Raw genomic sequence first — 21,765 nt, forward strand, 5'->3', positions numbered from 1 at the left:
AATATTTTTAAATCTAGACAGGTTTAAGCTGTGTGTTGTCCATGTTTTAATTCAGCAATTGCTTCAATACGTCTTTGGATCAACATTTCCCCAATATCAGGTCCTTTAACATCAGTAGGCAGGTCTGAGGCTTTGATAGAGCGAACAACATTCACGGCTTCTAGAATGTATTTTGCTTGAGGATATTCACGATTTTCTAATCCCAAACGACCTCGTGCATCACATTCACAGGCTTGAACAAATGCCTCAACTCGCTCAGGACGACGCAACACATCTAAGCGTTGTAACAAACGCCATAAAGTGCCTGCTTTTAGGGTAAATGCCTGATGACATTTTAAATGTTCTTTACATACTGCAAGGGCAAGCTGTTTGGTCAATGTAGGAACATGTAAACGTTCACTGATTTCGGTAACAGGCTGAATGCCACGTTCCTCATGCATGATATGTCGTGGTAATTCTTCTGCTGGAGTCAATGCTTTGCCAAGATCGTGAACCAAGACAGCATAACGCACATCTAAACTATAATTGGCTTTGCAGGCTTGTTTTAATGACATTAATGTATGAATACCACAGTCAATCTCAGGGTGGTATTCTGGACGTTGAGGTACGCCAAACAAAGCATCAATTTCTGGAAATAATACTTTTAAAGCACCACATTGGCGAAGCACATCGAAATAAATATCAGCATGCTCTTCCATCAAAGCACGAGATGTTTCTTTCCAGACACGTTCAGGGGTTAAAGTATTGAGTTCGCCAGATTGCGCAAGTTTACGCATCAAATCTAGTGTTTCATCAGCAACTTGAAATCCATAAGCATGATAACGTGCAGCAAAACGGGCGACACGTAAAACCCGTAAAGGATCTTCGATGAAGGCATCGGAAACATGGCGTAGTATTTTTTGATTGAGATCTTCTAAACCATGATAAGGGTCAATCACTTGACCTTCGTCATCCATAGCCATCGCATTGATGGTGAGATCACGACGAATTAAATCTTCTTCTAGGCTAACATCTGGAGCGGTAAAAAATTCAAAACCATGATAGCCATGACCAGACTTACGTTCGGTTCGGGCAAGTGCATATTCTTCTTTGGTTTCTGGATGCAAAAAAACAGGAAAATCTTTGCCTACAGGTTGAAAGCCTTGAGCAATTAATTGATCGGGCGTTGCACCAACGACCACATAATCTTTTTCAACGACAGGATGCCCAAGTATACGATCTCTGACTGCGCCACCAACTAAATACACTTGCATGAAAAAACCTCTATTCCTCAAGCAATCATGCTACAGAATAGAGGTTTTCTCAAGTGCGAAACTTTAGCTTTTTGCTAAAGAATGCAAATATTATTGATTTGCTTGCTGAATTTCAGCAACAGTCAATGCAGTCATATTAACCAAACGACGAGTAGTCGCAGTTGGCGTTAAAATATGAACAGGTTTCGCCGCACCTAAAAGGATCGGTCCGATTGTCACGTTATTGCCTGAAGTTGATTTCAACAAGTTAAATGAAATGTTGGCAGCATCAAGATTTGGCATGATCAAGAGGTTCGCAGAACCTTTGAAACGTGAATTTGGGAATGCAAAATGACGAATATTTTCATCAAGTGCAGCATCACCATGCATTTCACCTTCAACTTCAAGTTCAGGTGCAATTTCAGACAAGATTTCAAATACTTTACGCATTTTTTGAGCGCTGCTATCTGTTTGGTCTGAACCAAAACTTGAATGAGAAAGCAATGCAACACGTGGTGTTATACCAAAACGACGAACTTCTTCAGCTGCTAAAATAGTCATTTCAGCAAGTTCTTCAGCAGTTGGATTGATGTTGACATAGGTATCTGCAATAAACAAATTGCGATCTTCAAGCATCAATGCATTGAGCGTAAAGTAAGTGCTACGACCTTGTTTAGCGCCAATGATATTTTTCACGAAATCTAAGTGAATATCATAGCTAGAATATGTACCACACAGCATACCATCAGCTAAACCATGACGAACCAACATAGACGCGATCAGAGTTGAACGACGACGTGCTTCACGTTGAGCATACTCAGGAGTTACGCCTTTACGTTGCATGATGTTGTAGTAATCATCAGCAAATTGTTCGTAATTTGGATTTTTCTCTTGATCTACGATCGTGATATTTTCGCCATTTTGTAAGCGTAAACCCAATTTTTTGATATTTGCTTCAATGACAGCGGTACGACCTACCAAGATAGGATGTGCCAAACCTTCATCTACAGCGATTTGAACTGCGCGAAGAACACGTAAATCTTCACCTTCAGCATAAGCAATACGCTTAGGATCAGATTTTGCTTGAGCAAAAATAGGTTTCATCATGAACGCTGAGTTATAAACAAACTCAGACAAGCGTTGACGATATGCAGAGAAATCTTCGATAGGGCGAGTTGCCACACCAGAGTCCATAGCCGCTTTCGCTACAGCAGGTGCAATTTCCAAAATCAAACGTTGATCAAGCGGACGAGGAATGAGGTAATCACGACCGAATGAAGCTGATTTTTCACCATAAGTTGCAGCATCTGCTTCAACATGCGCCATACGTGCAATCGCATGTACACAAGCGATTTTCATTTCTTCATTGATGGTCGTTGCACCAACATCAAGAGCACCACGGAAGATATATGGGAAGCAAAGCGCGTTGTTTACTTGGTTTGGATAGTCAGAACGACCAGTCGCCATGATCACATCAGGACGAACTTCATGCGCGTGTTCTGGCAAGATTTCTGGATCTGGATTTGCAAGAGCAAAAATGATTGGATCTTTTGCCATAAGCTTAACCATTTCTTTGGTTAAGATACCCGCAGCAGAAAGACCTAAGAACATGTCCGCACCTTCAATGACATCAGCCAATTGAGTGCCTTCGATGTCTTGAACGTAGCGTTTTTTAGATTCATCTAAGCCTTCACGTTTAGTCGTCAATAGACCACGAGAATCGGCAACGATAATATTCTCTTTTTTTGCACCAATTGCACAAAGCAAATCAAGGCATGAAAGGGCAGCAGCACCAGCACCTGAAGCAACGATTTTGATCTCTTCGATTTTTTTGCCGTTCAATTGTAGTGCATTAAGCAAACCTGAACCTACGATGATCGAAGTACCGTGTTGATCGTCATGGAATACTGGAATATTCATGCGTTCACGAAGCTTTTGCTCGATATAGAAACATTCTGGTGCTTTGATATCTTCTAGATTGATACCACCAAAAGTTGGTTCAAGTGCTGCAACGATATCAACGATTTTGTCTGGATCATTTTCAGCAATTTCGATATCAAATACGTCAACGCCTGCAAATTTTTTGAACAGAACGCCTTTACCTTCCATTACAGGTTTTGATGCTAAAGGACCGATGTTACCTAAGCCTAAAACGGCTGTACCATTACTGACGACGGCAACTAGATTTCCGCGAGCTGTATAAAGTGCAGCTTTAGAAGGATCTTTTTCAATTTCAAGACAAGGTGCAGCGACACCTGGTGAATACGCAAGTGCTAAATCACGTTGGTTTACCAATTGTTTGCTAGGAGTAACGCTGATTTTCCCTGGCGTTGGGAATTCATGATAATACAAAGCTTGCTGTTTTAATGATTGATCGTCCATCAGTTTCTCGATTGTTACAAAGTGCCAGCTTGGCTGGAAGTTTTGGCTAAATTTGCTTGAATATATCATTAGTTGAGCTTTCCGCCCAGTCCAAAAATTCCAAATTCTACGATTCGAAACAAATCGCATTAAATAATATGAATAAGCAATAAAATTGTATGCATAAGCGTAGATTAAAAATTAATATTTGATAGATAAAACTAAAATTATAATATTTTAGTATTTAAAATATAAATAATTGATTTTAAATTAAATTTTATTATTTTAATAATGGTTAAAATAATAAGTTAGTCGTTTTAAAAAAGGTGAAATACATAAGATAATTAAAAAATATTTTATATATCATAAATTAAAGTTATACAGCGTATATATATTTATATTGAAAATAAATCATATTTATACCGTTAATAGTTTGTGTTCATTTAGATAATCTGTACTTTCTTTAGCATTTAATGGCTTAGAAAAGAAATAACCTTGAAGCTCATCACAGCCTTGATTTTTAAGGAAATTGACTTGTTGAATGGTTTCAACACCTTCAGCGATAACCCGCATACCCATCGATTTACCCATGGCAATCATGGCAGTCACGATAGCTTCATCTCGGCTATCACCAATTTTATTGACAAATGTTTTATCAATTTTAAGAATATCAATTGGATATCGTGTTAAATAAGCAAAAGATGAATAACCTGTTCCAAAATCATCAAGGGCAACTAATATTCCCAATTCTTTGATTTGTGATAAAAGTTTTTCGACATTTTGTGAATGATCGATCAAAGATGACTCGGTAATTTCCAGTTCGAGATGTTGTCCCGAAATACCATAAAGTTCTAATGCTTCTTTTAAATCGGCAAGTAAGCGCCCGCGATGAATTTGCTGCGCAACGACATTGACTGAAACGGATATGTCATAAATATTTTGATTCTGCCATGATTTAATTTGTTTACAGGTTTCATTTAAAACAAAGTATCCAATTTCAGAAATTAGACTAGATTCTTCTGCATACGGTAAAAAGGCATCAGGTGAGATCAGCCCATGTACTGGATGATTCCAGCGAATGAGTGCCTCAAAACCGACGATTGATTTTGAAAGCACGCCAATTTTAGGTTGGTAATAGACTTCGAATTGGTTATTTTTGATCGCTTGACGTAGATCGCGATCCAGATTGATATTTGAATCGAGTAAAACAGGTTGTTTGGTTGAATAAATTCGGATGGTATTGCCACCGAGTTGTTTAGCCTCAGCAATTGCTTGTTCCGCATGCACATTTAAGCTGTCAATCTGACGCCCATGTTCTGGATAGAGGGCAACCCCAATCGAAACAGTAATAAAATGTTCCTGATCATTGAAAAAATATGGCTGACTAATTTTTTGCAAAATCATTTGGCAATATTGTTGAATAGTTTGATTTTTTTGGTTGGTATTATAAATAATCGCAAAGTCATCATTGTTTAAATGTGAGATCAATAATGCCTGTGGTGAAAAATGTCTAAGGCGCTGCGCGACTTGTTTTAATAACTCATCACCAGCATGATTACTTAAATACTCATTAAAAAATCTAAAGCGGTCGATATTGATTCGTATAACAGCAAGTTGTTTATAAGATGGAATATTTTTAGATAAATATTGGTGTAATTGGTTATTAAAATAAAGTCGATTAGGTAGATCAGTCAGCGTATCGTAGTTTTGTAAATATGATAATTGCTTTTCTTGTTTCTTACGTTCAGTTAAATCTGTCAGTATGCCTACATAATGAATGACTTTATTATTTTCATCCGTAATTGCATTGATATGCGTCCAAATAGTGAGTTTTTTACCCGATATAAATTCTTCAGTTGCTTCGGCATCAAACTCACCCGTTTGGATGAGTTGCTGATACATCATGGTATGTAGAGAGCGTATTTCTTCATGATGATTGATCGTTATATCAAATAAATGTTTCCCGATAATTTGGCATTCATCTAAACCAATGAGTTTTTCAAAATAATGATTAACCTCTACAAAACATAGATTATGATCAAGAACAAAAACGCCTTCGTCAACCTGATTAAATACATTCGCAGCTAATCTTAATTTCTCTTGATCAGATTTTTCCTGTTGAATATTTCGACGAATGCCAACCATACGTAATGGTTTATTATTTTTCGGATTTCTTGCAATCACTTGACCGATGTCATGGAACCAAAGCCATTGATTATTTTTATAAATTCGGTAGCTCATTTCAAAGCGTTGAGTGTGTCCGCGCAGATGAGCTCGTATCAATTTCCCATAGGTTTTTAGATCATCGGGATGGATTTGATTATATATTTCATTGTTTTGATAGGTGCGTTGATAAATCATATTTTCTTGATTTGGACCAAAAAACTCAACTGTGCGTTTATCAATATTCCAAACCCAAGAATTAATGTCCGCTGCTTCGTGTGCAAATGCTAGATTTTGTTGATGGTTTTCAAGTCGAATATTCATTTGTTCAACATCGAAAGTACGAGATTTAACTTTTTGTTCAAGCAGTTGATTATTGAGTTGTAATTCATTTTCTATTTTTTGTGATTTTTCAGCAAGTAAATTTAAACTGTTAAATAATTGTTTTTCATTTAAAATATGTTGTTTGATTTGATTTCTAAGTTGCTGTTTTTGCCCAGTTGCATTTTTGATTTTATCATGTTGTTTCTTAATTAAGATTGCGCTGATAAATACCACCAATAAACATATTTCTAAAATTATATAATAAGCAGGGCTTATATCTTTTTCTAAGAATATTTTGGAGAGTAATACACAACTTGAGGGAATAAAAATATAGATAAAATATTGAAATTTTTGTGTAAGATAAATAATTGAAAATATATAGGTAATGCTCAGTAATACTCCAGATAAGAGTAAAACTTTCACTAAGTTTATCTCAGGGTTTTCTACTGGAATAATATAATTAATGACATAAACGCCAGTTGCTAATAATAGACTAGTAAATATACATAAACCTTGATTCCATAACGCTATAATTTGCCCAGAAAATTGATTTGGTTTAAATACAATCAGGGTTAGGATCAGACCTGTTAAAATTGACAAGCTATAACAAATAAACCAAGTGGTTAAACTGCTAGATTCCTTAGTTGTAAAATAATGATAAACGAATAAACAATTGACTGATGCAAAAAGTGCCCAGACCAGAAAGATTTTTAGCATCTGAGTGGTGTTCTCAGTCGCAATTGTTTGCTCTATAGACTTAAATTTCTTGTCTAGAGTTTCGTTCATATCATTGCCTGTATCCATGGGCTTGCAATATAAATTTGTGTTTTTTTGATTTTGCTTTTATCAGCAAATTTAAGATATTCGAGTATTTCAGAATAGTTTAACGCTAACCAATTTAGTTGGAAAAATCAATGATGTTTTTATAAATAGATCACATTTTTATTGTTAATTGTGATGTTTTACGTGATTTAAAATTGAAAGTGCAACCACTGGTGCTGTTTCTGTTCGGAGTACTCGATCACCTATACACCAATTGATAAACCCATGCTGATTAGCCAATTCAATTTCAGCCTCGCTTAAACCACCTTCAGGACCAATTAATAGCGCTATATCGGCTGTTATATTTTCAAGCACATTTTTTTGCTCTTTTTCTGGTGCGAGAACCAATTTGCTTGTTGGTAATGGGGTTGTTAACCATTCTGCTAGTGCCAAAGGCGCAAGAATTTTGGGGACAATATTTAAGCCACACTGTTCGCAGGCTGCGATGGCGATACCTTGCCAGTGGTCAATTTTCTTTTGATCGCGATCATATTTTAAACGCATTTCACAGCGGTCTGAGGTCAGGAGTTGAATGCAATCAACACCAAGTTCAACTGCCTTTTGAATCGCATAATCCATACGATCACCTTTACTCATCACTTGACCGAGTAAAGCTTGAAAAGGGGCTTGACGATTGTCAGGATTAAACGATTGGACTAAAACAGATGCCGTTTTTTTGGAAATGTCCGTTAATGAAACTTGATACTCGCCACCTTGCCCATTGAACAAAGTGGCAGTTTCACCAACTTGCGCGCGTAAAACTTTAACCCAATGATGAAATACAGTTTCAGTCAATTCGACATTTTCATTTACAGCCAAATCAGCTTCAATAAAAAAACGTGGCATTTAAGTTTTACTCACAACAAATCAAAAAAAATTAAGCTAAACCAAGATCAAGCACAAGCTGACGATTTGGTTCTACTTGGTTCATGCTATAAAAATGCAAACTTGGTGCGCCACCTGCGATCAGGCGTTCACACAGTTTGATCACTACTTCATGACCAAATGCTTTAATGCTTTCAGCATCATCACCATAAGCAGCAAGTTGCTTACGAATCCAGCGTGGAATCTCCGCACCTGTACCATCAGCGAAGCGAATGAGATTGCTTGCATTGGTGATCGGCATAATACCAGGCGTGACTGGAATGTCGATGCCTACTTTTTGAATGCGGTCTACAAAGTAGAAATACGCATCTGGATTGAAGAAAAACTGAGTAATTGCCGCATTTGCGCCCGCTTGTACTTTTTCTACAAAATGCTGAATATCTGCATCAAAAGTTTCAGATTGGGGGTGCATTTCAGGATATGCTGCAACTTCAATTTTAAAATGATCGCCAGTGTGTTCGCGGATAAAGCGAACTAAATCTTGTGCATACGGGAGTTCACCCAAGCCAACTTGACCTGAAGGTAAGTCACCACGCAGAGCCACGATACGATCAATTCCTTGAGCTTTATACAGATCAAGCAATTCTGCAATACGGACTTTATCATCACCGATACAAGAAAGGTGAGGGGCAACAGGCGTACCTTTACCATTAAAGTCATTGATCGCAGCTAATGTACGTTCACGAGTTGAACCGCCTGCACCATAAGTAATAGAAAAAAACTCAGGGTTCAATTTTTGCAGTTCTGCATGTACAACACGTAATTTTTCAGCACCAACATCAGTTTTTGGTGGAAAAAATTCAAATGAAATCGGAACACGTTTGGACATTTTCAAATCCTTTTTTATATTTTAAATACACAGATTTCCCTCTCCCTAACCCTCTCCCAGAAGGAGAGGGAAGATTTATTGTGAATCTCAAATGAATAAAATACACAACAGAAACTCCCTCTCCTTTTTAGGAGAGGGCTGGGGTGAGGAGAAAAAACTTAGTATTTATAAGTTTCAGATTTGAATGGACCTTCAACAGCTACACCTAAGTAGTCTGCTTGTGTTTGAGTCAATTGAGTCAATACACCACCAAAACCAGCAACCATAGCTGCAGCAACTTCTTCATCCAATTTCTTAGGTAAAAGTTCTACACGGATAGCCGCTTGTTTTTGTTCAGCAGGAAGATCAGCAAATTTTTCCGCAAATAAATGCATTTGACCTAAAACTTGGTTCGCAAATGAACCATCCATAACACGTGATGGGTGACCAGTTGCATTACCTAAGTTGACCAAACGACCTTCTGAAAGAAGAATCAAATAATCATTTTCGTTTTCTGTACGATAAACTTGGTGAACTTGAGGTTTAACTTCAACCCATTTATAACCACGTAAGTAGTTCGTATCGATTTCAGTGTCGAAGTGACCGATATTACATACAACAGAACCTGCTTTTAATGTATCTAACATTGCAGAGTCACAAACGTGGTAGTTACCAGTCGTTGTTACGATCAAATCAGTATTTTGAAGAAGGTCTAAATTGATATCTTCTTTTTTACCTGTTTGAACGCCATTTTTGTATGGAGAAACAACTTCATAACCATCCATGCATGCTTGCATTGCACAAATTGGATCGATTTCAGTTACACGCACGATCATCCCTTCTTGACGAAGTGATTGAGCAGAACCTTTACCTACGTCACCATAACCGATCACAAGTGCACGGCGTCCAGAAAGCAACATGTCTGTACCACGTTTGATCGCATCGTTTAATGAATGGCGGCAACCATATTTGTTGTCATTTTTAGATTTAGTGACAGAGTCATTTACATTGATCGCTGGAACTTTCAAAGTACCATCACGGAACATTTCGTGTAGACGTTGTACACCAGTGGTTGTTTCTTCGGTGATACCGTGGATATGGTTTAAAAGTTCAGGATATTTCTCATGAACAAGTGCAGTTAAGTCACCACCATCATCCAAAATCATGTTGGCATCCCAAGGTTTACCATCTACATTGATTTGTTGTTCAAGACACCAGTTATATTCTTCTTCAGTTTCGCCTTTCCAAGCAAAAACAGGAATACCGCTTGCAGCAATCGCAGCAGCAGCATGGTCTTGAGTAGAGAAAATATTACAAGAAGTCCAACGAACTTCTGCGCCCAATTCAACTAATGTTTCAATCAAAACAGCAGTTTGAATGGTCATGTGAATACAGCCCAAAATTTTTGCACCAGCAAGTGGTTTTTGAGCAGAATAGCGTTTACGCAAACCGATCAAAGCTGGCATTTCTGCTTCAGCAAGTTTGATTTCTTTACGGCCGTAATCAGCTAGGGAAATATCAGCAACTTTATAATCTGTAAATGAAGCATTAACCGCGTTCATCACGATCTCCTTATAAAAAACAATTGATCATTATGTTCGCGGATGCCGTTGTTGATTAAAACTGCGGATTTTTTGAAAATATCACGAAAATTTTTAACCGAATCGTCGAGCCTAGCGATTTCGCATTACTGTTTTTTCAAAATCAGCCTGTGAAAAAGTCGCAGCATCCCTCGACTGTGGGTATTGTACTTGGAAAATACTTTACTTCCAATCTGAAAATGAATAAAGTCAGGCGAAGGCATGCGTTTTATACGAAATAATAAATAATGGATAAAAAAGCGAAAAATATTTTATTTAAACATTTCTGGAAAAATGGTTGGATCAGTGACGATGAGCGAAGTACTTCATCCGAAGATTTTCAATATGCTCAAGCACATGGGCTGATGTTTGAGCCTGTGAGTATTTCACATGATGAATGTATTCAATCGATTTTAAAATTAACCCAAGAAATTCCATACGAACAGGTGATTAAAGCTTTTCTAAGTAGCCTTTCACGGCGTCGCTTAGATTGGCGTTCGGGACTAGCATCGTATTTTATTGCGAAGCAATTATATCAACATCATTATAGCGTTGCATTGAGCGGGCAAAGTTATGATCAAAATGGCAATGTAATGCATCAAAGCTTCACGTGTGGGATATGTCGTGATTTGAAATATGGCATGATTGGTCATGAAAAATACCAAGATGCGGATTTGAATGTTTTAAATTTTGAACGAATCAAATGGGGTGGAGTAAGACATGGTGAATTACTTTATACATGGTTTGATTTAAAGCAGTTTTCATCTGAAGATATAGCAGAGCCAAATGCTGAAGATATTTTAATATTTAAAAATATTCTAAATGTCATTGCACAATCAAAACCTGATGATTACCCGAGTACCTTAGAGAAAAATTTAAATGATGTCATAAAATCAAGCAAAGATGAGCGGCAAATATTGCTTGAAATCATGGCATGTATCGATTTACTGAAACCTCAATCATATGATCGACCAAGTCGTGGCAAAAACGATTGGGTCTTTGTTGAATATTGGCGGGGTGAGGATAAATATAATCAACAGGTGGTGGATCAACTATTTGGGAAATATTTAAATGGACATTAAAACGCAATTATTTTTACTGACTTGTGCGTTCAGCCCGCTTGTTTTTGCAAATGATTCCACAGGCTATGTGGGAACAGGAGGGATTCAATATTTAAAGAATAAAAATATCGCAATGCAAAGTGAAGATTTATTTATCAGCAAAAAACTGATCAAGGTCGATTATTTATATAAAAATTTGAGTGCAAATGATGTAGAGGAGACGGTTGTTTTTCCATTGCCAGCTGTTGAAAGCTTTATGGATAGTGATTTCGCACGTACTGATACATTGATCAAAAGTTTTAAAATCGTGGCAAATGGTCAAAATGTTGCATATCAAACGCATGTTAGGGCATTTATGCAGCCCCTAAAAAAGTCAGGTGAAACTGATTGGGATGCCAAAGCCCTTGATGTAACGAACGCTATGAAAGAGTGTGGTTTGAGTGATCAAGAATTACAGAGTCCATGGACACAGAAAATTGATCGTCAACTAATCAATAAAAAAATATTCAATTGTCAAAATCCGCAAATCAAATCATTACTCAAAGGTACTCAGTATGAAGATGAGATCAATTGGTCAGCACAAGTGATCTATAGTTGGAAGCAAAAATTTAAAGCAAATTCGATTACGCGCATCCAACATCAATACAAACCACTCGTTGGCGGTTCTGTTGCTTTATTTGATACAGACGAAAATAAAGTGTTTTGTATGGATCAACAATTTAAACAAGGTTTAAAAAAATCAAATGCTGAACATGCGCCCTACAGTGCTTTATCTTATATCTTAACCACAGGAGCAAACTGGGCGAAACCGATTGAAAACTTTAAATTGACGGTTGAGCGAGATCCGGGTGAATTGGTGTCATTTTGTTGGAAAGGTAAAGTCACTAAGCTGAGTCCAACTCGGTTCCAAATGGTCGAGAAAAATTTTGTGCCGAAGCAAGATATCGATATTATTTTTGTGCCCGTGAAGCACTAAAGATTTGAAAAGAGTATTTATTTATGACTTATTTTACTGATCTTAGGATGTATTTATGAGTAATTTTATTGGTGCTGCAAAAGCAAAATCACTCACAGCAGAGGCTCAGATTGATATTTTGACATTTAAAAAACGGCTTGCACAATTTATAGAGGATAATGCCAAACAAGGTAATACTTGTGTCATGACTATCGCTCCAACATATTTAAATCTGAGTGATCTAGAAGTGTTAATTGAAGAATTACAAAAACTTGGTTATCGGATAGAGTTTGAGAAAAGTGAAGCTTGGTATAGCTTAAATGTGTTTTGGAATGATTAATCAAATAAGAAAATCGTTAAAGCGTAAATTGAGCCTATAAACACATTAAACACTATGATTTGTTTATAGGCTTTCAATTTTATAGGCTGTGAAAGTTTCACAACTCAATTTTATGCTTGAAATAAGATTGAAAATTATTGTGATTGTTCTGCTTTCTCAGCCCAAAAATCAGCTTTTTCTTCATCAATCTCAACACCTAAGCCGTGTTCATAAATGGCAACCAGATCACGCATGGCTTGAACTTCACCAAGTTTTGCTGCTTGTTCAACCAGTTCTACTGACTTTGCGACATCTTTATCTACGACATAACCATTGCGGTAAAAACTTGCCATTTCAAAGATTGCGGCAGGATGCGCATGTTTGACGGCTTGTTCTAACCAACGATGTGCATGTTCAAAGTAGGTTTTAGACTCGATGGGATCTTCTTCTTGCATATCTTTGGCATAGGCAGCATAGCCTTCGCCAAGCCAATACATTGCTTCTATATGACCCAATTGAGCTGCTTTGAGTGCCCATTCTTCAGCAAGTTCGACATGCTCATCATTTTCACTTTGCATATAAAGTTCTGCCAATGCAAATTGAGCATCACGTTGTCCAGCGCTAGCACGATTGAAAAGTTCAGCAGGAATTTTAAGCTCAGCCATATTCATCATTATTTAGAAAAGATCAGCTGCATAGCCTAATCGTTTGTCATAAAAAAAGCCAATACAATGATCTACTAGAGAACGAGTTTCCCCCCTTTTTTAAAGAGGGGATAGATGAGATTTTTAAATATTAAGCCAATTGTTTTTCAATGAGATTTTTTAAATGATCGATAGAGTCATGAAGAAAAACTCAACATCGCAATCATACTCAAACAACTCAAAATAATAGGTACAAAGATTAATTTCTTGATCTGATTTTCCGCATAACTCAGGCACCAAGCGACAAACAAAGCAGAAAAGCTAAGTACACCGATCCAGTAACTGATGGCTGTACTGAGATTAAAATGTTTTACGCAGAGTACAAGGCTAATGATCAGTAAAAGCCATCCAATCACTTTTGCTAAAACGGTTTGCTTGATTGCTAATTCATGCTTAAAAATTTGCTTTTGATGCTTAGACATTGTGCTTGCCAAGGCAAAAAATCCCAATGTACTGAGTGACCATATCAACAAAAACCAAATCATGTTTGAGGCTCCTGTTTAGATATTACTTTATGATTTAATTTGCTTTTTTTAGCCGTCGGTGCTTGGTGATTTTTGACTTTATAAAATGCAAATAAGAATAAAATACTCAATAACCATGTCATTAAATCAAAGCTTGCAATCATCCATTGTCCATTTGAAATGCTTTGCCAAATCGCATTTCCTCCAGTGAGGACATTTAAAATCGGAAGGAGGGCATAAGCAATCGTGGCGAACATCAACAGTTCTAACCATGCCTTTTTATGAGGTCTGAGTGCAGCGTAAATCATGCTTATAAGCCAGACGATGAAAAATACTCGGATTTCCCAATTTAAACGCATTTCCATAGCACTTGGTATCAGCCGATTTGCATAGAAATATCCTGCCACCGCAAGAGGTAAACCAATAATAGTGGCGATGTTCAGTACCTCAACCAAACGATATCCAAAAGATTTAAAGCCTTGTTTTTGCTGTTGTGGTGCACGTTTTACACACCATAAAATCAACCCAGTTGCGACCATGAGTGTGCCTAAAATACCAGACAAAAACAGTAACCAACGTAATGCAATATCAACGCCACGTGCTTCATGCAGTACCGTAATGACATTATAAATACCCATAGGGATCGAATGTTTGATTTCAGCCCTTTGTGCTTTATCGAGATTTTTCCCTGTTACGCCATCAAATTTTAAACTCGGGTAAATATTACGGTTGACGACACTTTCGGCATATAACGCACGCAATTCGATTTTGGCTTGCGTGGTATTGGGTGCAATGATTTGAATACTTGCAATCGGGTTATCTTTCCATTGTGATTGCGCATAAGTCAAAATTGCTGTGAGATCGGTTAAAGGTGCAGCTTGAGCTTCTTTGGAGTCATCTTTTTCTCGACGTTCAGCATTTCGTCCTGAAGGATTTTGATCTGCTGTAGCTCTTTGCTGACCTTTTTCAGTATTTCTTTCACGATTATTTTGCACAAGCCCCGCACGTTGATCTTGTAAAAACTGTTGACGACTTTCATAAACTTGATTGATACCCCAAGGCATCAGCGTAAACATGAGCAATAACAAGCCACTGAAAGTAATCATGATATGAAAGGGAAGTGCAAAAACGGCTGTTGCATTGTGTGCATCCAACCAAGAGCGTTGCCCTTTACCAGAGCGAAAAGTAAAGAAATCTTTAAAGATTTTTTTATGGGTAATAATGCCACTAATGATTGCCACCATCATCAGCATAGTCGCGAAGCCGACGATCCAACGAGCCCAAATACGATCCAGACCATACAATTCAAAATGAAAACGATATAAGAAACCTCCACCACGTGTATCCCGTGCTTTGATTTCCTCACCCGTTTGGCTATCTATACTGATACGCTCACCGCCACGCCTTGCCTGCAAATCCTCACCTTGTTTTCGGATATTGAGGTCTGTAGTGGTCTGACGAGCGTTGGGCAGTGTGATGGTCCAACTACCCGCATCTGGCGCTTTTGTTTGTAAATAATCAACAGCGACTTGCGTTTGTACAATCTGTGAACTCGGCGCGACGGATTGATGGGTTTCAGGTTTCATCCAAACACTGATTTCATTTTGGAAAAAGCTCAGCGTCCCTGTGAGAAAAATGGCATAGAGCAACCACCCTAAAATCAAACTCGCCCATGTATGTAGCCATGACATCGATTGGCGTGGTCCCTCAACTTTGGCATCGACTCGCATTTTATGTTCCTAAAAGTTGGTAAATGACAAATAAAATCACCATCGGGATGATGATTCCCAAAGTCGCTTTTAGGGTTTTATGCACCATAAATACCCAGATAAATGCAGCAGTGTGAACACAAAATGCTAATAATGTTGCAGACATAACTGCATTTGCACGTTGTTCAGCAAATAGTTGTGCTGTCACCATCGCAACCAAAGCTGCGAGCAGATACCCGCCAACAGTTGCGAGGGAAAACCGATAAAAGATCATCCAACGATATGCGACCAATGTTCGAGGAGTAGATTTAGGGGGAGTGGACGTTGATGGTGTAAATGCATCCAATGCATCAGTATTTACTTGGCTATTCATGGCATACCAACTCACAGCAATCTTAATTGTGACTTAATTAATGAAAATAATAACAATTATCATTTACTATGTGAATCTAATATTTTGAATATATTAAAAAAATAAACTAGATTTTTGATTGAGGATATGAAAGTGCAAGCAAATATAACTACTCGAAAATATATAGCTGATGCGCTAAAGCATTTCCAAAATGAAAATGCCTTAGCATCTAAGTTATTTATTTTTATTGGTTTATTTGAAAATAATAGACTTGCAGGGTTTATTACTCTTGAAATTCTTTAAAGTCAGCTTTACGTATTTTTGCATGGATGCCTTTTGTTTTATCAACGACTTGAGATACTTCAAAATCAGCCGCAGCACTCAAATAAGCATAAGCAATTGCCTCATCAATGCCATATTCATCTTTTAAGAAACGGATTGCTTCTCGTGTAGATTTTTTCATTGCGACATCCAGATCTTCATCTAAACCGGGTGTGATCCAAAATTCAGCATTTTCTGCGAGCGGTTGAGTGAGCTGCTTACTTGGAATTTTGTCTTTTCCAGCTTTAAGTACTGTAAATTTTAATGTCGCACGGGCTGAAGCTTCCAAGGCTGTCAATGCAACCTCACCATCACCTTGGGCAAAATGACTGTCTCCGGTATAGAACAATGCGCCGGGCACTTGCACAGGATAATAAACTGTAGAGCCTGCACCGAGTTCATTAATGTCGATATTTCCGCCATAAAATGCTGGTGGGACAGAATGAACAGGTTCACTGGTATTGGCAGCCACACCCATAATACCCATAAATGGATAAAGAGGGAATCGGATCGCTTTACCTGATTCTGTACGGATCACACCCTCATATTCACCCGCATTATTTTTTTCAATTGGAGTAAAAATAGAAACGTTGCCATAGCGTTCTGGATGGGCAGCGGATGCATTTTCTTGTTGTGGAGTTAAAGGATATTCACCAACCAAGGCACCTTTGCCGTGACGATTTGAAATGACGCCATAAGGAACACGGGGTTCAACACTGATGACCTCAACTTTTAAAATATCTCCCGGCATAGCCCCTTCGATCGAGATTGGTCCTGTGACGATATGCGGACCATCTTTAGCAAAGTCATGCTTTAAGTTCGATTGTGTGATTTTTTTTGCTTCATCCAAAATAAATGCAGAGGGCACACCTTTAGATTTGAAATATTTTTCGGCATCACGTCCTTGATCTTCCAATAAACCTTCATGTGATACCGTATCAAATGTGACGGTACTGCCAGAGGCTACACTTAAAACAGGTTTTGCATTTTTATTGGGTAAGTAGCCCCAAGTAATGGTGTCTAAAGTGGATGGAACATAATAATTGCCTTGATAAGCTCCATTTTTGAGCAAAGTGGGTTTTTCAGAAATTTGTTTTAAAACTTTAAATTCTTCTGCATGAGCAATAGGCAGGTGAACAGCTGTCAGTAGGGCAACAGAAAGAAAATGACGTTTCAGCATAATTTGATCGACCTTTGGAAAGAAATTTAAAAACTGCAAAGGTGTTTGCAAATCTTATGCCAAATGATTGAAATACATATTTATTTATAAAAATTATAATAAAACGTGAAGTTGATCACTTTATTTGAAATGATATTTAAAAATGAAAGTCATTTTTACACTATTTTAGTGCATGTTTATTTTGAGTGTGATGATCTAAGCAAGAGCAATGATCTATGAAAATAGCCTAAGTTAAACTTAAGCTATGATCAGATGAGATAAGATCCGAGGATTATTCAGTTTTTTGATATTCGTTGATGACTTCTAGGGCTGCACGGAAAGCTTCTTGAGTCGCAGGTGCGCCGCAGTAAGGTAAGCTGTGTAGTAAAACTTCCTGAATTTCTTCAACCGTTGCACCATTGTTTAATGCACCACGGACATGACCTTTGAGTTCTGTAGGACTTTTTTGTGCAGTCAAAAATGCGATGGTGATCAATGAGCGATATTTACGAGGTAATACGCCTTCACGTTGCCAAGTTGAACCCCAAGCATGTTCATTAATCCAGTCCTGAAGTGGCTGAGTAAATGGGACAGTATTGTCTTGAGCACGTTTAACAAAAGATTCGCCCATGACTTCAGTACGAACTTTTAAACCATTTTCATAATCTTGTTGTGACATGATCTTCTCATAAATAAGCAATAAAAAGTGCTAGGAGTGTAGTCTGCTAGCACTTTAAAAAGTATTGGTTTATGGTCGTAGTTCAACCGCAATTGCTGTTGCTTCACCACCACCGATACACAGTGCTGCGATCCCTTTACTTTTACCTAAGCGTTTTAGAGCATGAATCAAAGTCACGATAATACGAGAACCTGAAGAACCGAGAGGGTGACCAAGCGCACAAGCACCGCCGTTGATATTGACTTTTTCAGGATCTAAATCAAATGCATCAATTGCAGCCATTGTCACCATAGCAAAGGCTTCATTGATTTCCCAGAGGTCTACATCAGCCGCATTCCAGCCAGTTTTTTTTAAGACTTTCTCAATAGCGCCTACAGGTGCAATGGTAAATTCTTCTGGAAGCTGTGAGTTTGATGCATATGCTTTGATTTCAGCAAGTACATTTAAGCCGCGCTGATTTGCTTCAGTTTCAGAAGTAATGACCAAAGCAGAAGCACCATCACTAATCGAACTTGAGTTTGCCGCAGTGACCGTACCATCTTTGGCAAAAGCAGGGCGTAGTGTTGGGATTTTGTCGATTTTAGCATTACCCGGATTTTCATCATTTTCAACAATCACATCACCTTTGCGTGTCGAAACTGTGATTGGTGCGATTTCAGCTTTGAAATACCCTTCAGCAATCGCTTTTTGCGCACGGTTTAAAGAACGAATTGCAAATTCATCCATTTGTTCACGTGTATAGCCTTTTTTATCTGCCATTTCTTGGGCAAAAGTACCCATTGCACGACCTGTATAAGCATCTTCCAAGCCATCCATAAACATATGATCAATCACTTGACCATGTCCCATGCGATAGCCAGCACGTGCTTTAGGCAATAAATAAGGTGCATTGGTCATAGATTCCATACCGCCAACCACAACGATATTGGCACTGCCTGCCTTAATCGCATCACTGGCTTGCATCGCGGCTTTCATACCAGAACCACAAACTTTATTGATGGTGGTTGCACCGACATGATCGGGTAAACCTGCTTTACGCATGGCTTGACGAGCAGGACCTTGTTTTACACCTGCAGGTAACACGCATCCCATGATCACTTCATCAATATCATTGACAGGAATATTGGCTTGTTCAACTGCTTTTTGAATGGCAACTGCACCCAAATCAGGTGCAGTCAAACTTGCTAAACTTCCTTGAAAGCTTCCCATTGCAGTACGGCTAGCAGCCACAATCACAATTTTTTCCATTTTTATCTCCAAGTCACTTTGAAAAATAATTTTTTTATTTCTTCAAAGTTCAAATATTTGAAACAGTTTTAGATATTTTGTTGCATTCAAATCAAATTTATAACGATTATTGCAGAACAAGATCGAAAAACTTGCTGTCTTATTGAGCAAATGGGCTACATTTTTGTAACCCATGATTTGCATTGAAATTTAGAAATAAAGCTTTGAAATATAAAAACATTCAAAATTTTATATAGCTTAAGCTGCCAAGTGATCGACAATAAGTTTGACACCTGTCGCAGCTTGGATTTGTTCTAAAGTCACGTCATTTGCAAGTTCAATGAGTTTAGCGCCTTCAGCTGTGATGTCGATAACACCTAAGTCAGAAATGATACGGTGCACAACTGCTTTTCCTGTTAAAGGCAAGCTGCATGTTGGTACGATTTTAGGGCTACCGTCTTTTGCATTGTGTTCCATCAAAACCACAACTTTTTGTACGCCTGCAACCAAATCCATTGCACCGCCCATACCTTTGACTTTTTTGCCTGGAATCATCCAGTTCGCAAGGTCACCTTTTTCTGAAACTTCCATTGCACCTAAAATCGCAATATTGACTTTACCACCACGGATCATGGCGAACGATTCTGAGCTAGAGAAAAATGCAGCACCCTTACGCGCAGTCACCGTTTGTTTACCAGCATTGATGAGATCAGCATCAACAGTTTCTGCTGTTGGAAATTCACCAATACCGAGTAGACCATTTTCAGATTGCAGCCAAACATTGACATTTTCAGGGATATAGTTAGCAACAAGCGTCGGCAAACCGATGCCTAGATTGACATAAAAACCATCTTCAAGTTCAAGCGCGGCACGTGCAGCCATTTCATTACGAGTCCAAGCCATGATTATGCCTCCGCCTTTAATGTTAATTGTTCGATACGTTTTTCAGGATTTGCATTTAAAATAATACGATTGACATAAATACCCGCTAAATGAATCGAATCAGGATCTAATTCACCAATTTCGACGATTTCTTCAACTTCAACAATGGTCATTTTGCCTGCCATTGCACATTCTGGGTTAAAGTTACGTGCTGTTTTATGGAAAATTAAATTACCTGCCTTGTCCGCTTTATAGGCTTTAACTAAGGCAACATCGGCAACCAAAGAAGGTTCTAAAATATATTCTTTTCCATCAAATTCACGGACTTCTTTGCCTTCTGCGATCAGCGTTCCCACACCTGTTTGTGTGAAAAATGCAGGAATACCAGCACCGCCAGCACGCAATTTTTCAGCGAGAGTCCCTTGAGGTGTAAGTTCAACTTCAAGTTCGTTATTTAAATATTGACGTTCAAATTCTTTGTTTTCACCTACATAAGATGAAATCATTTTTTTAATTTGTTTGGTTTGTAAAAGTTTACCTAAACCGAAGTCATCGACACCTGCGTTGTTAGAAATACAAGTCAGACCTTTGACACCTGTATCACGTAGAGCATCAATGAGCGCTTCAGGAATACCACATAAACCAAATCCGCCGACTGCAAAGGTTTGATTGTCGGCAACTACATCCGCCAATGCTGCTTGAGCATTTGCTACGACTTTATTCATCGTTATAACTCTATGTCCATTAGTAGAATTTATTATTAGCATTAGACAGCAGATTTTTGAAGTTGAATATTTCAAACGATTAATGAGAAAAACTCATTAATCACGCAGAGTGTATGTTTTGATTATTTTATTTTTTCAAAAGATTTGAACTCATTCTCGCTCAGCATATTGATAAATTGTGCAGAAATATTGGATAAAGCCAGATCTTTTTTGTAGATCACTCCGACAGGCATGTTGGTATTTTTATCTTCTATTTCAATTAATACATTATGTTCTTTATCAATATAATCTTGGAAATGTCTAGGAATAGCACTCACCCCTAAGCCATAAGCCACAAAATTTGAAAGTGAGCTGATCTGATGGCATTCCACTTTGAGATCTAATACTTGATTGTACTTTTTACAATTTTGCTCAACGAGATAACGGATAATCGAAGGTTGTTGCAAAGTGACAAAGGGCAGTGCGCAGAGCTCTTTCCACGTCACAGAGTCACGTGATGCAAACGGATGATCTTTGGGTAAAAGGGCAAGGAAATCTTCATTAAATAAAGGCTTAAATGCCAGCTGATCATTGAACTTTGGTGCAAAACAGATACCTAGCTCAAAGATACCTTCTTGAACTTTTTCAATGATAATTTCATTGGGAATATCATGAATCGAAAAGTTAAGGTTTGGATGCTCTTTAAGAAAACTGTGAATCACTTCAGGCAGGATTGCATGGGTGACAAAGGGCATAGAGGCGATATTGAGCGTCCCACGATTGAGCTTAAATCTTTGTTTTACATCTTTTTCCATATCCTCCCAGTTGGCTAAAAGCTTCCGAGCATACGGAATCAAAGATTCACCTTCGAGGGTCATTTCTACACGACGGGTGTTGCGCTTAAACAGTTTTCCGCCTAATTCTTCTTCTAAACTTTTGATGCTCAGACTCAAAGCAGATTGGCTCACACACAGCTCATTTGCTGCATTTGCATAATTTAGGGCACGTGCGAGCGCGAGAAAGGCTTTGAGTTGTTTGAGTGTCATACTATTCC

General features: G+C 38.0%; 20 protein-coding genes. 4 read left to right on the forward strand and 16 right to left on the reverse strand.

The features are described from left to right. Positions 1-23: 23 nt before the first annotated feature. The 6 genes from F960_RS10330 to ahcY all read right to left on the reverse strand — a co-directional run bounded on the left by F960_RS10330 (position 24) and on the right by ahcY (position 10,157). Positions 24-1,253 carry a multifunctional CCA addition/repair protein gene (locus F960_RS10330; RefSeq protein ID WP_004863690.1) on the reverse strand — a complete coding sequence of 410 codons (1,230 nt, stop codon included), beginning with the start codon at positions 1,251-1,253 and terminating at the stop codon, positions 24-26. Between the two features lie 90 nt (positions 1,254-1,343). Then, positions 1,344-3,614, reverse strand: a complete 2,271-nt coding sequence (locus F960_RS10335; protein ID WP_004863692.1) for an NADP-dependent malic enzyme — start codon at positions 3,612-3,614, stop codon at positions 1,344-1,346. Positions 3,615-4,010: 396 nt separating this feature from the next. Further along, positions 4,011-6,866, reverse strand: a complete 2,856-nt coding sequence (locus F960_RS10340) for a putative bifunctional diguanylate cyclase/phosphodiesterase (RefSeq protein WP_042072411.1) — start codon at positions 6,864-6,866, stop codon at positions 4,011-4,013. Positions 6,867-7,028: 162 nt separating this feature from the next. Further along, positions 7,029-7,748 carry a 16S rRNA (uracil(1498)-N(3))-methyltransferase gene (locus F960_RS10345; RefSeq protein ID WP_004863696.1) on the reverse strand — a complete coding sequence of 240 codons (720 nt, stop codon included), beginning with the start codon at positions 7,746-7,748 and terminating at the stop codon, positions 7,029-7,031. 31 nt (positions 7,749-7,779) lie between these two features. Beyond that, a complete protein-coding gene (metF, locus tag F960_RS10350; protein WP_004863700.1) occupies positions 7,780-8,616 on the reverse strand; it encodes a methylenetetrahydrofolate reductase [NAD(P)H] in 837 nt (278 codons plus the stop codon). Between the two features lie 158 nt (positions 8,617-8,774). Continuing rightward, entirely contained in the window at positions 8,775-10,157 is a 1,383-nt protein-coding gene (ahcY, locus tag F960_RS10355) for an adenosylhomocysteinase (RefSeq protein WP_004863702.1), read from the reverse strand. Between the two features lie 266 nt (positions 10,158-10,423). On the opposite strand from ahcY, the gene F960_RS10360 reads away from it, so the two are divergent. Genes F960_RS10360 through F960_RS10370 form a run of 3 tightly spaced genes read left to right on the forward strand, consistent with a single transcriptional unit; the run spans position 10,424 to position 12,531 of the window. After that, positions 10,424-11,257: a hypothetical protein gene (locus F960_RS10360; RefSeq protein WP_004863704.1), complete on the forward strand. Its 834-nt coding sequence runs from the start codon at positions 10,424-10,426 to the stop codon at positions 11,255-11,257. Beyond that, the gene (locus tag F960_RS10365) at positions 11,247-12,212 is read left to right on the forward strand and encodes a DUF4424 family protein (protein WP_004863706.1); all 966 of its coding nucleotides are present in this window, start codon (positions 11,247-11,249) and stop codon (positions 12,210-12,212) included. The genes F960_RS10360 and F960_RS10365 overlap by 11 nt, the downstream gene beginning before the upstream one ends. A 55-nt stretch (positions 12,213-12,267) precedes the next feature. Then, the gene (locus F960_RS10370; protein WP_004863712.1) at positions 12,268-12,531 is read left to right on the forward strand and encodes a hypothetical protein; all 264 of its coding nucleotides are present in this window, start codon (positions 12,268-12,270) and stop codon (positions 12,529-12,531) included. Between the two features lie 134 nt (positions 12,532-12,665). Here the strand turns inward: F960_RS10370 and F960_RS10375 are convergent, their stop codons facing one another. The 4 genes from F960_RS10375 to F960_RS10390 all read right to left on the reverse strand — a co-directional run bounded on the left by F960_RS10375 (position 12,666) and on the right by F960_RS10390 (position 15,760). Next, the gene (locus tag F960_RS10375) at positions 12,666-13,175 is read right to left on the reverse strand and encodes a tetratricopeptide repeat protein (protein WP_035372756.1); all 510 of its coding nucleotides are present in this window, start codon (positions 13,173-13,175) and stop codon (positions 12,666-12,668) included. A 176-nt stretch (positions 13,176-13,351) separates the two neighbouring features. After that, entirely contained in the window at positions 13,352-13,699 is a 348-nt protein-coding gene (locus F960_RS10380) for a DUF3325 domain-containing protein (protein ID WP_004863719.1), read from the reverse strand. Then, on the reverse strand, positions 13,696-15,408 hold the full coding sequence (locus F960_RS10385) for a PepSY-associated TM helix domain-containing protein (protein WP_004863722.1): 1,713 nt from the start codon (positions 15,406-15,408) through the stop codon (positions 13,696-13,698). Before F960_RS10385 ends, F960_RS10380 begins: the two co-directional genes overlap by 4 nt. Before the next feature lies 1 nt (position 15,409). Next, positions 15,410-15,760, reverse strand: a complete 351-nt coding sequence (locus tag F960_RS10390; RefSeq protein ID WP_004863726.1) for a hypothetical protein — start codon at positions 15,758-15,760, stop codon at positions 15,410-15,412. Between the two features lie 126 nt (positions 15,761-15,886). On the opposite strand from F960_RS10390, the gene F960_RS22375 reads away from it, so the two are divergent. Continuing rightward, a complete protein-coding gene (locus tag F960_RS22375; protein ID WP_154650753.1) occupies positions 15,887-16,042 on the forward strand; it encodes a hypothetical protein in 156 nt (51 codons plus the stop codon). On the opposite strand, the gene F960_RS10395 is transcribed toward F960_RS22375, so the two are convergent. The 6 genes from F960_RS10395 to F960_RS10420 form a co-directional block, all read right to left on the reverse strand. Then, positions 16,023-17,240, reverse strand: coding sequence for an acetamidase/formamidase family protein (locus tag F960_RS10395; RefSeq protein WP_004863729.1), 1,218 nt, complete (start codon positions 17,238-17,240; stop codon positions 16,023-16,025). The two genes, F960_RS22375 and F960_RS10395, sit on opposite strands and share 20 nt — an antisense overlap. Before the next feature lie 271 nt (positions 17,241-17,511). Then, entirely contained in the window at positions 17,512-17,898 is a 387-nt protein-coding gene (locus F960_RS10400; RefSeq protein ID WP_004863731.1) for a carboxymuconolactone decarboxylase family protein, read from the reverse strand. Between the two features lie 69 nt (positions 17,899-17,967). Beyond that, a complete protein-coding gene (locus tag F960_RS10405) occupies positions 17,968-19,146 on the reverse strand; it encodes a thiolase family protein (protein ID WP_004863734.1) in 1,179 nt (392 codons plus the stop codon). Between the two features lie 237 nt (positions 19,147-19,383). Then, positions 19,384-20,028, reverse strand: a complete 645-nt coding sequence (locus tag F960_RS10410) for a 3-oxoacid CoA-transferase subunit B (RefSeq protein ID WP_004863737.1) — start codon at positions 20,026-20,028, stop codon at positions 19,384-19,386. 2 nt (positions 20,029-20,030) lie between these two features. After that, on the reverse strand, positions 20,031-20,732 hold the full coding sequence (locus tag F960_RS10415; RefSeq protein WP_004863740.1) for a CoA transferase subunit A: 702 nt from the start codon (positions 20,730-20,732) through the stop codon (positions 20,031-20,033). 122 nt (positions 20,733-20,854) lie between these two features. Continuing rightward, positions 20,855-21,757 (reverse strand): LysR family transcriptional regulator, encoded by a 903-nt coding sequence (locus F960_RS10420; RefSeq protein WP_004863743.1) that lies wholly within the window; start codon positions 21,755-21,757, stop codon positions 20,855-20,857. Positions 21,758-21,765 lie beyond the last annotated feature (8 nt).

Source organism: Acinetobacter gerneri DSM 14967 = CIP 107464 = MTCC 9824 (assembly GCF_000368565.1).
Taxonomy (GTDB): Bacteria; Pseudomonadota; Gammaproteobacteria; order Pseudomonadales; family Moraxellaceae; genus Acinetobacter; species Acinetobacter gerneri.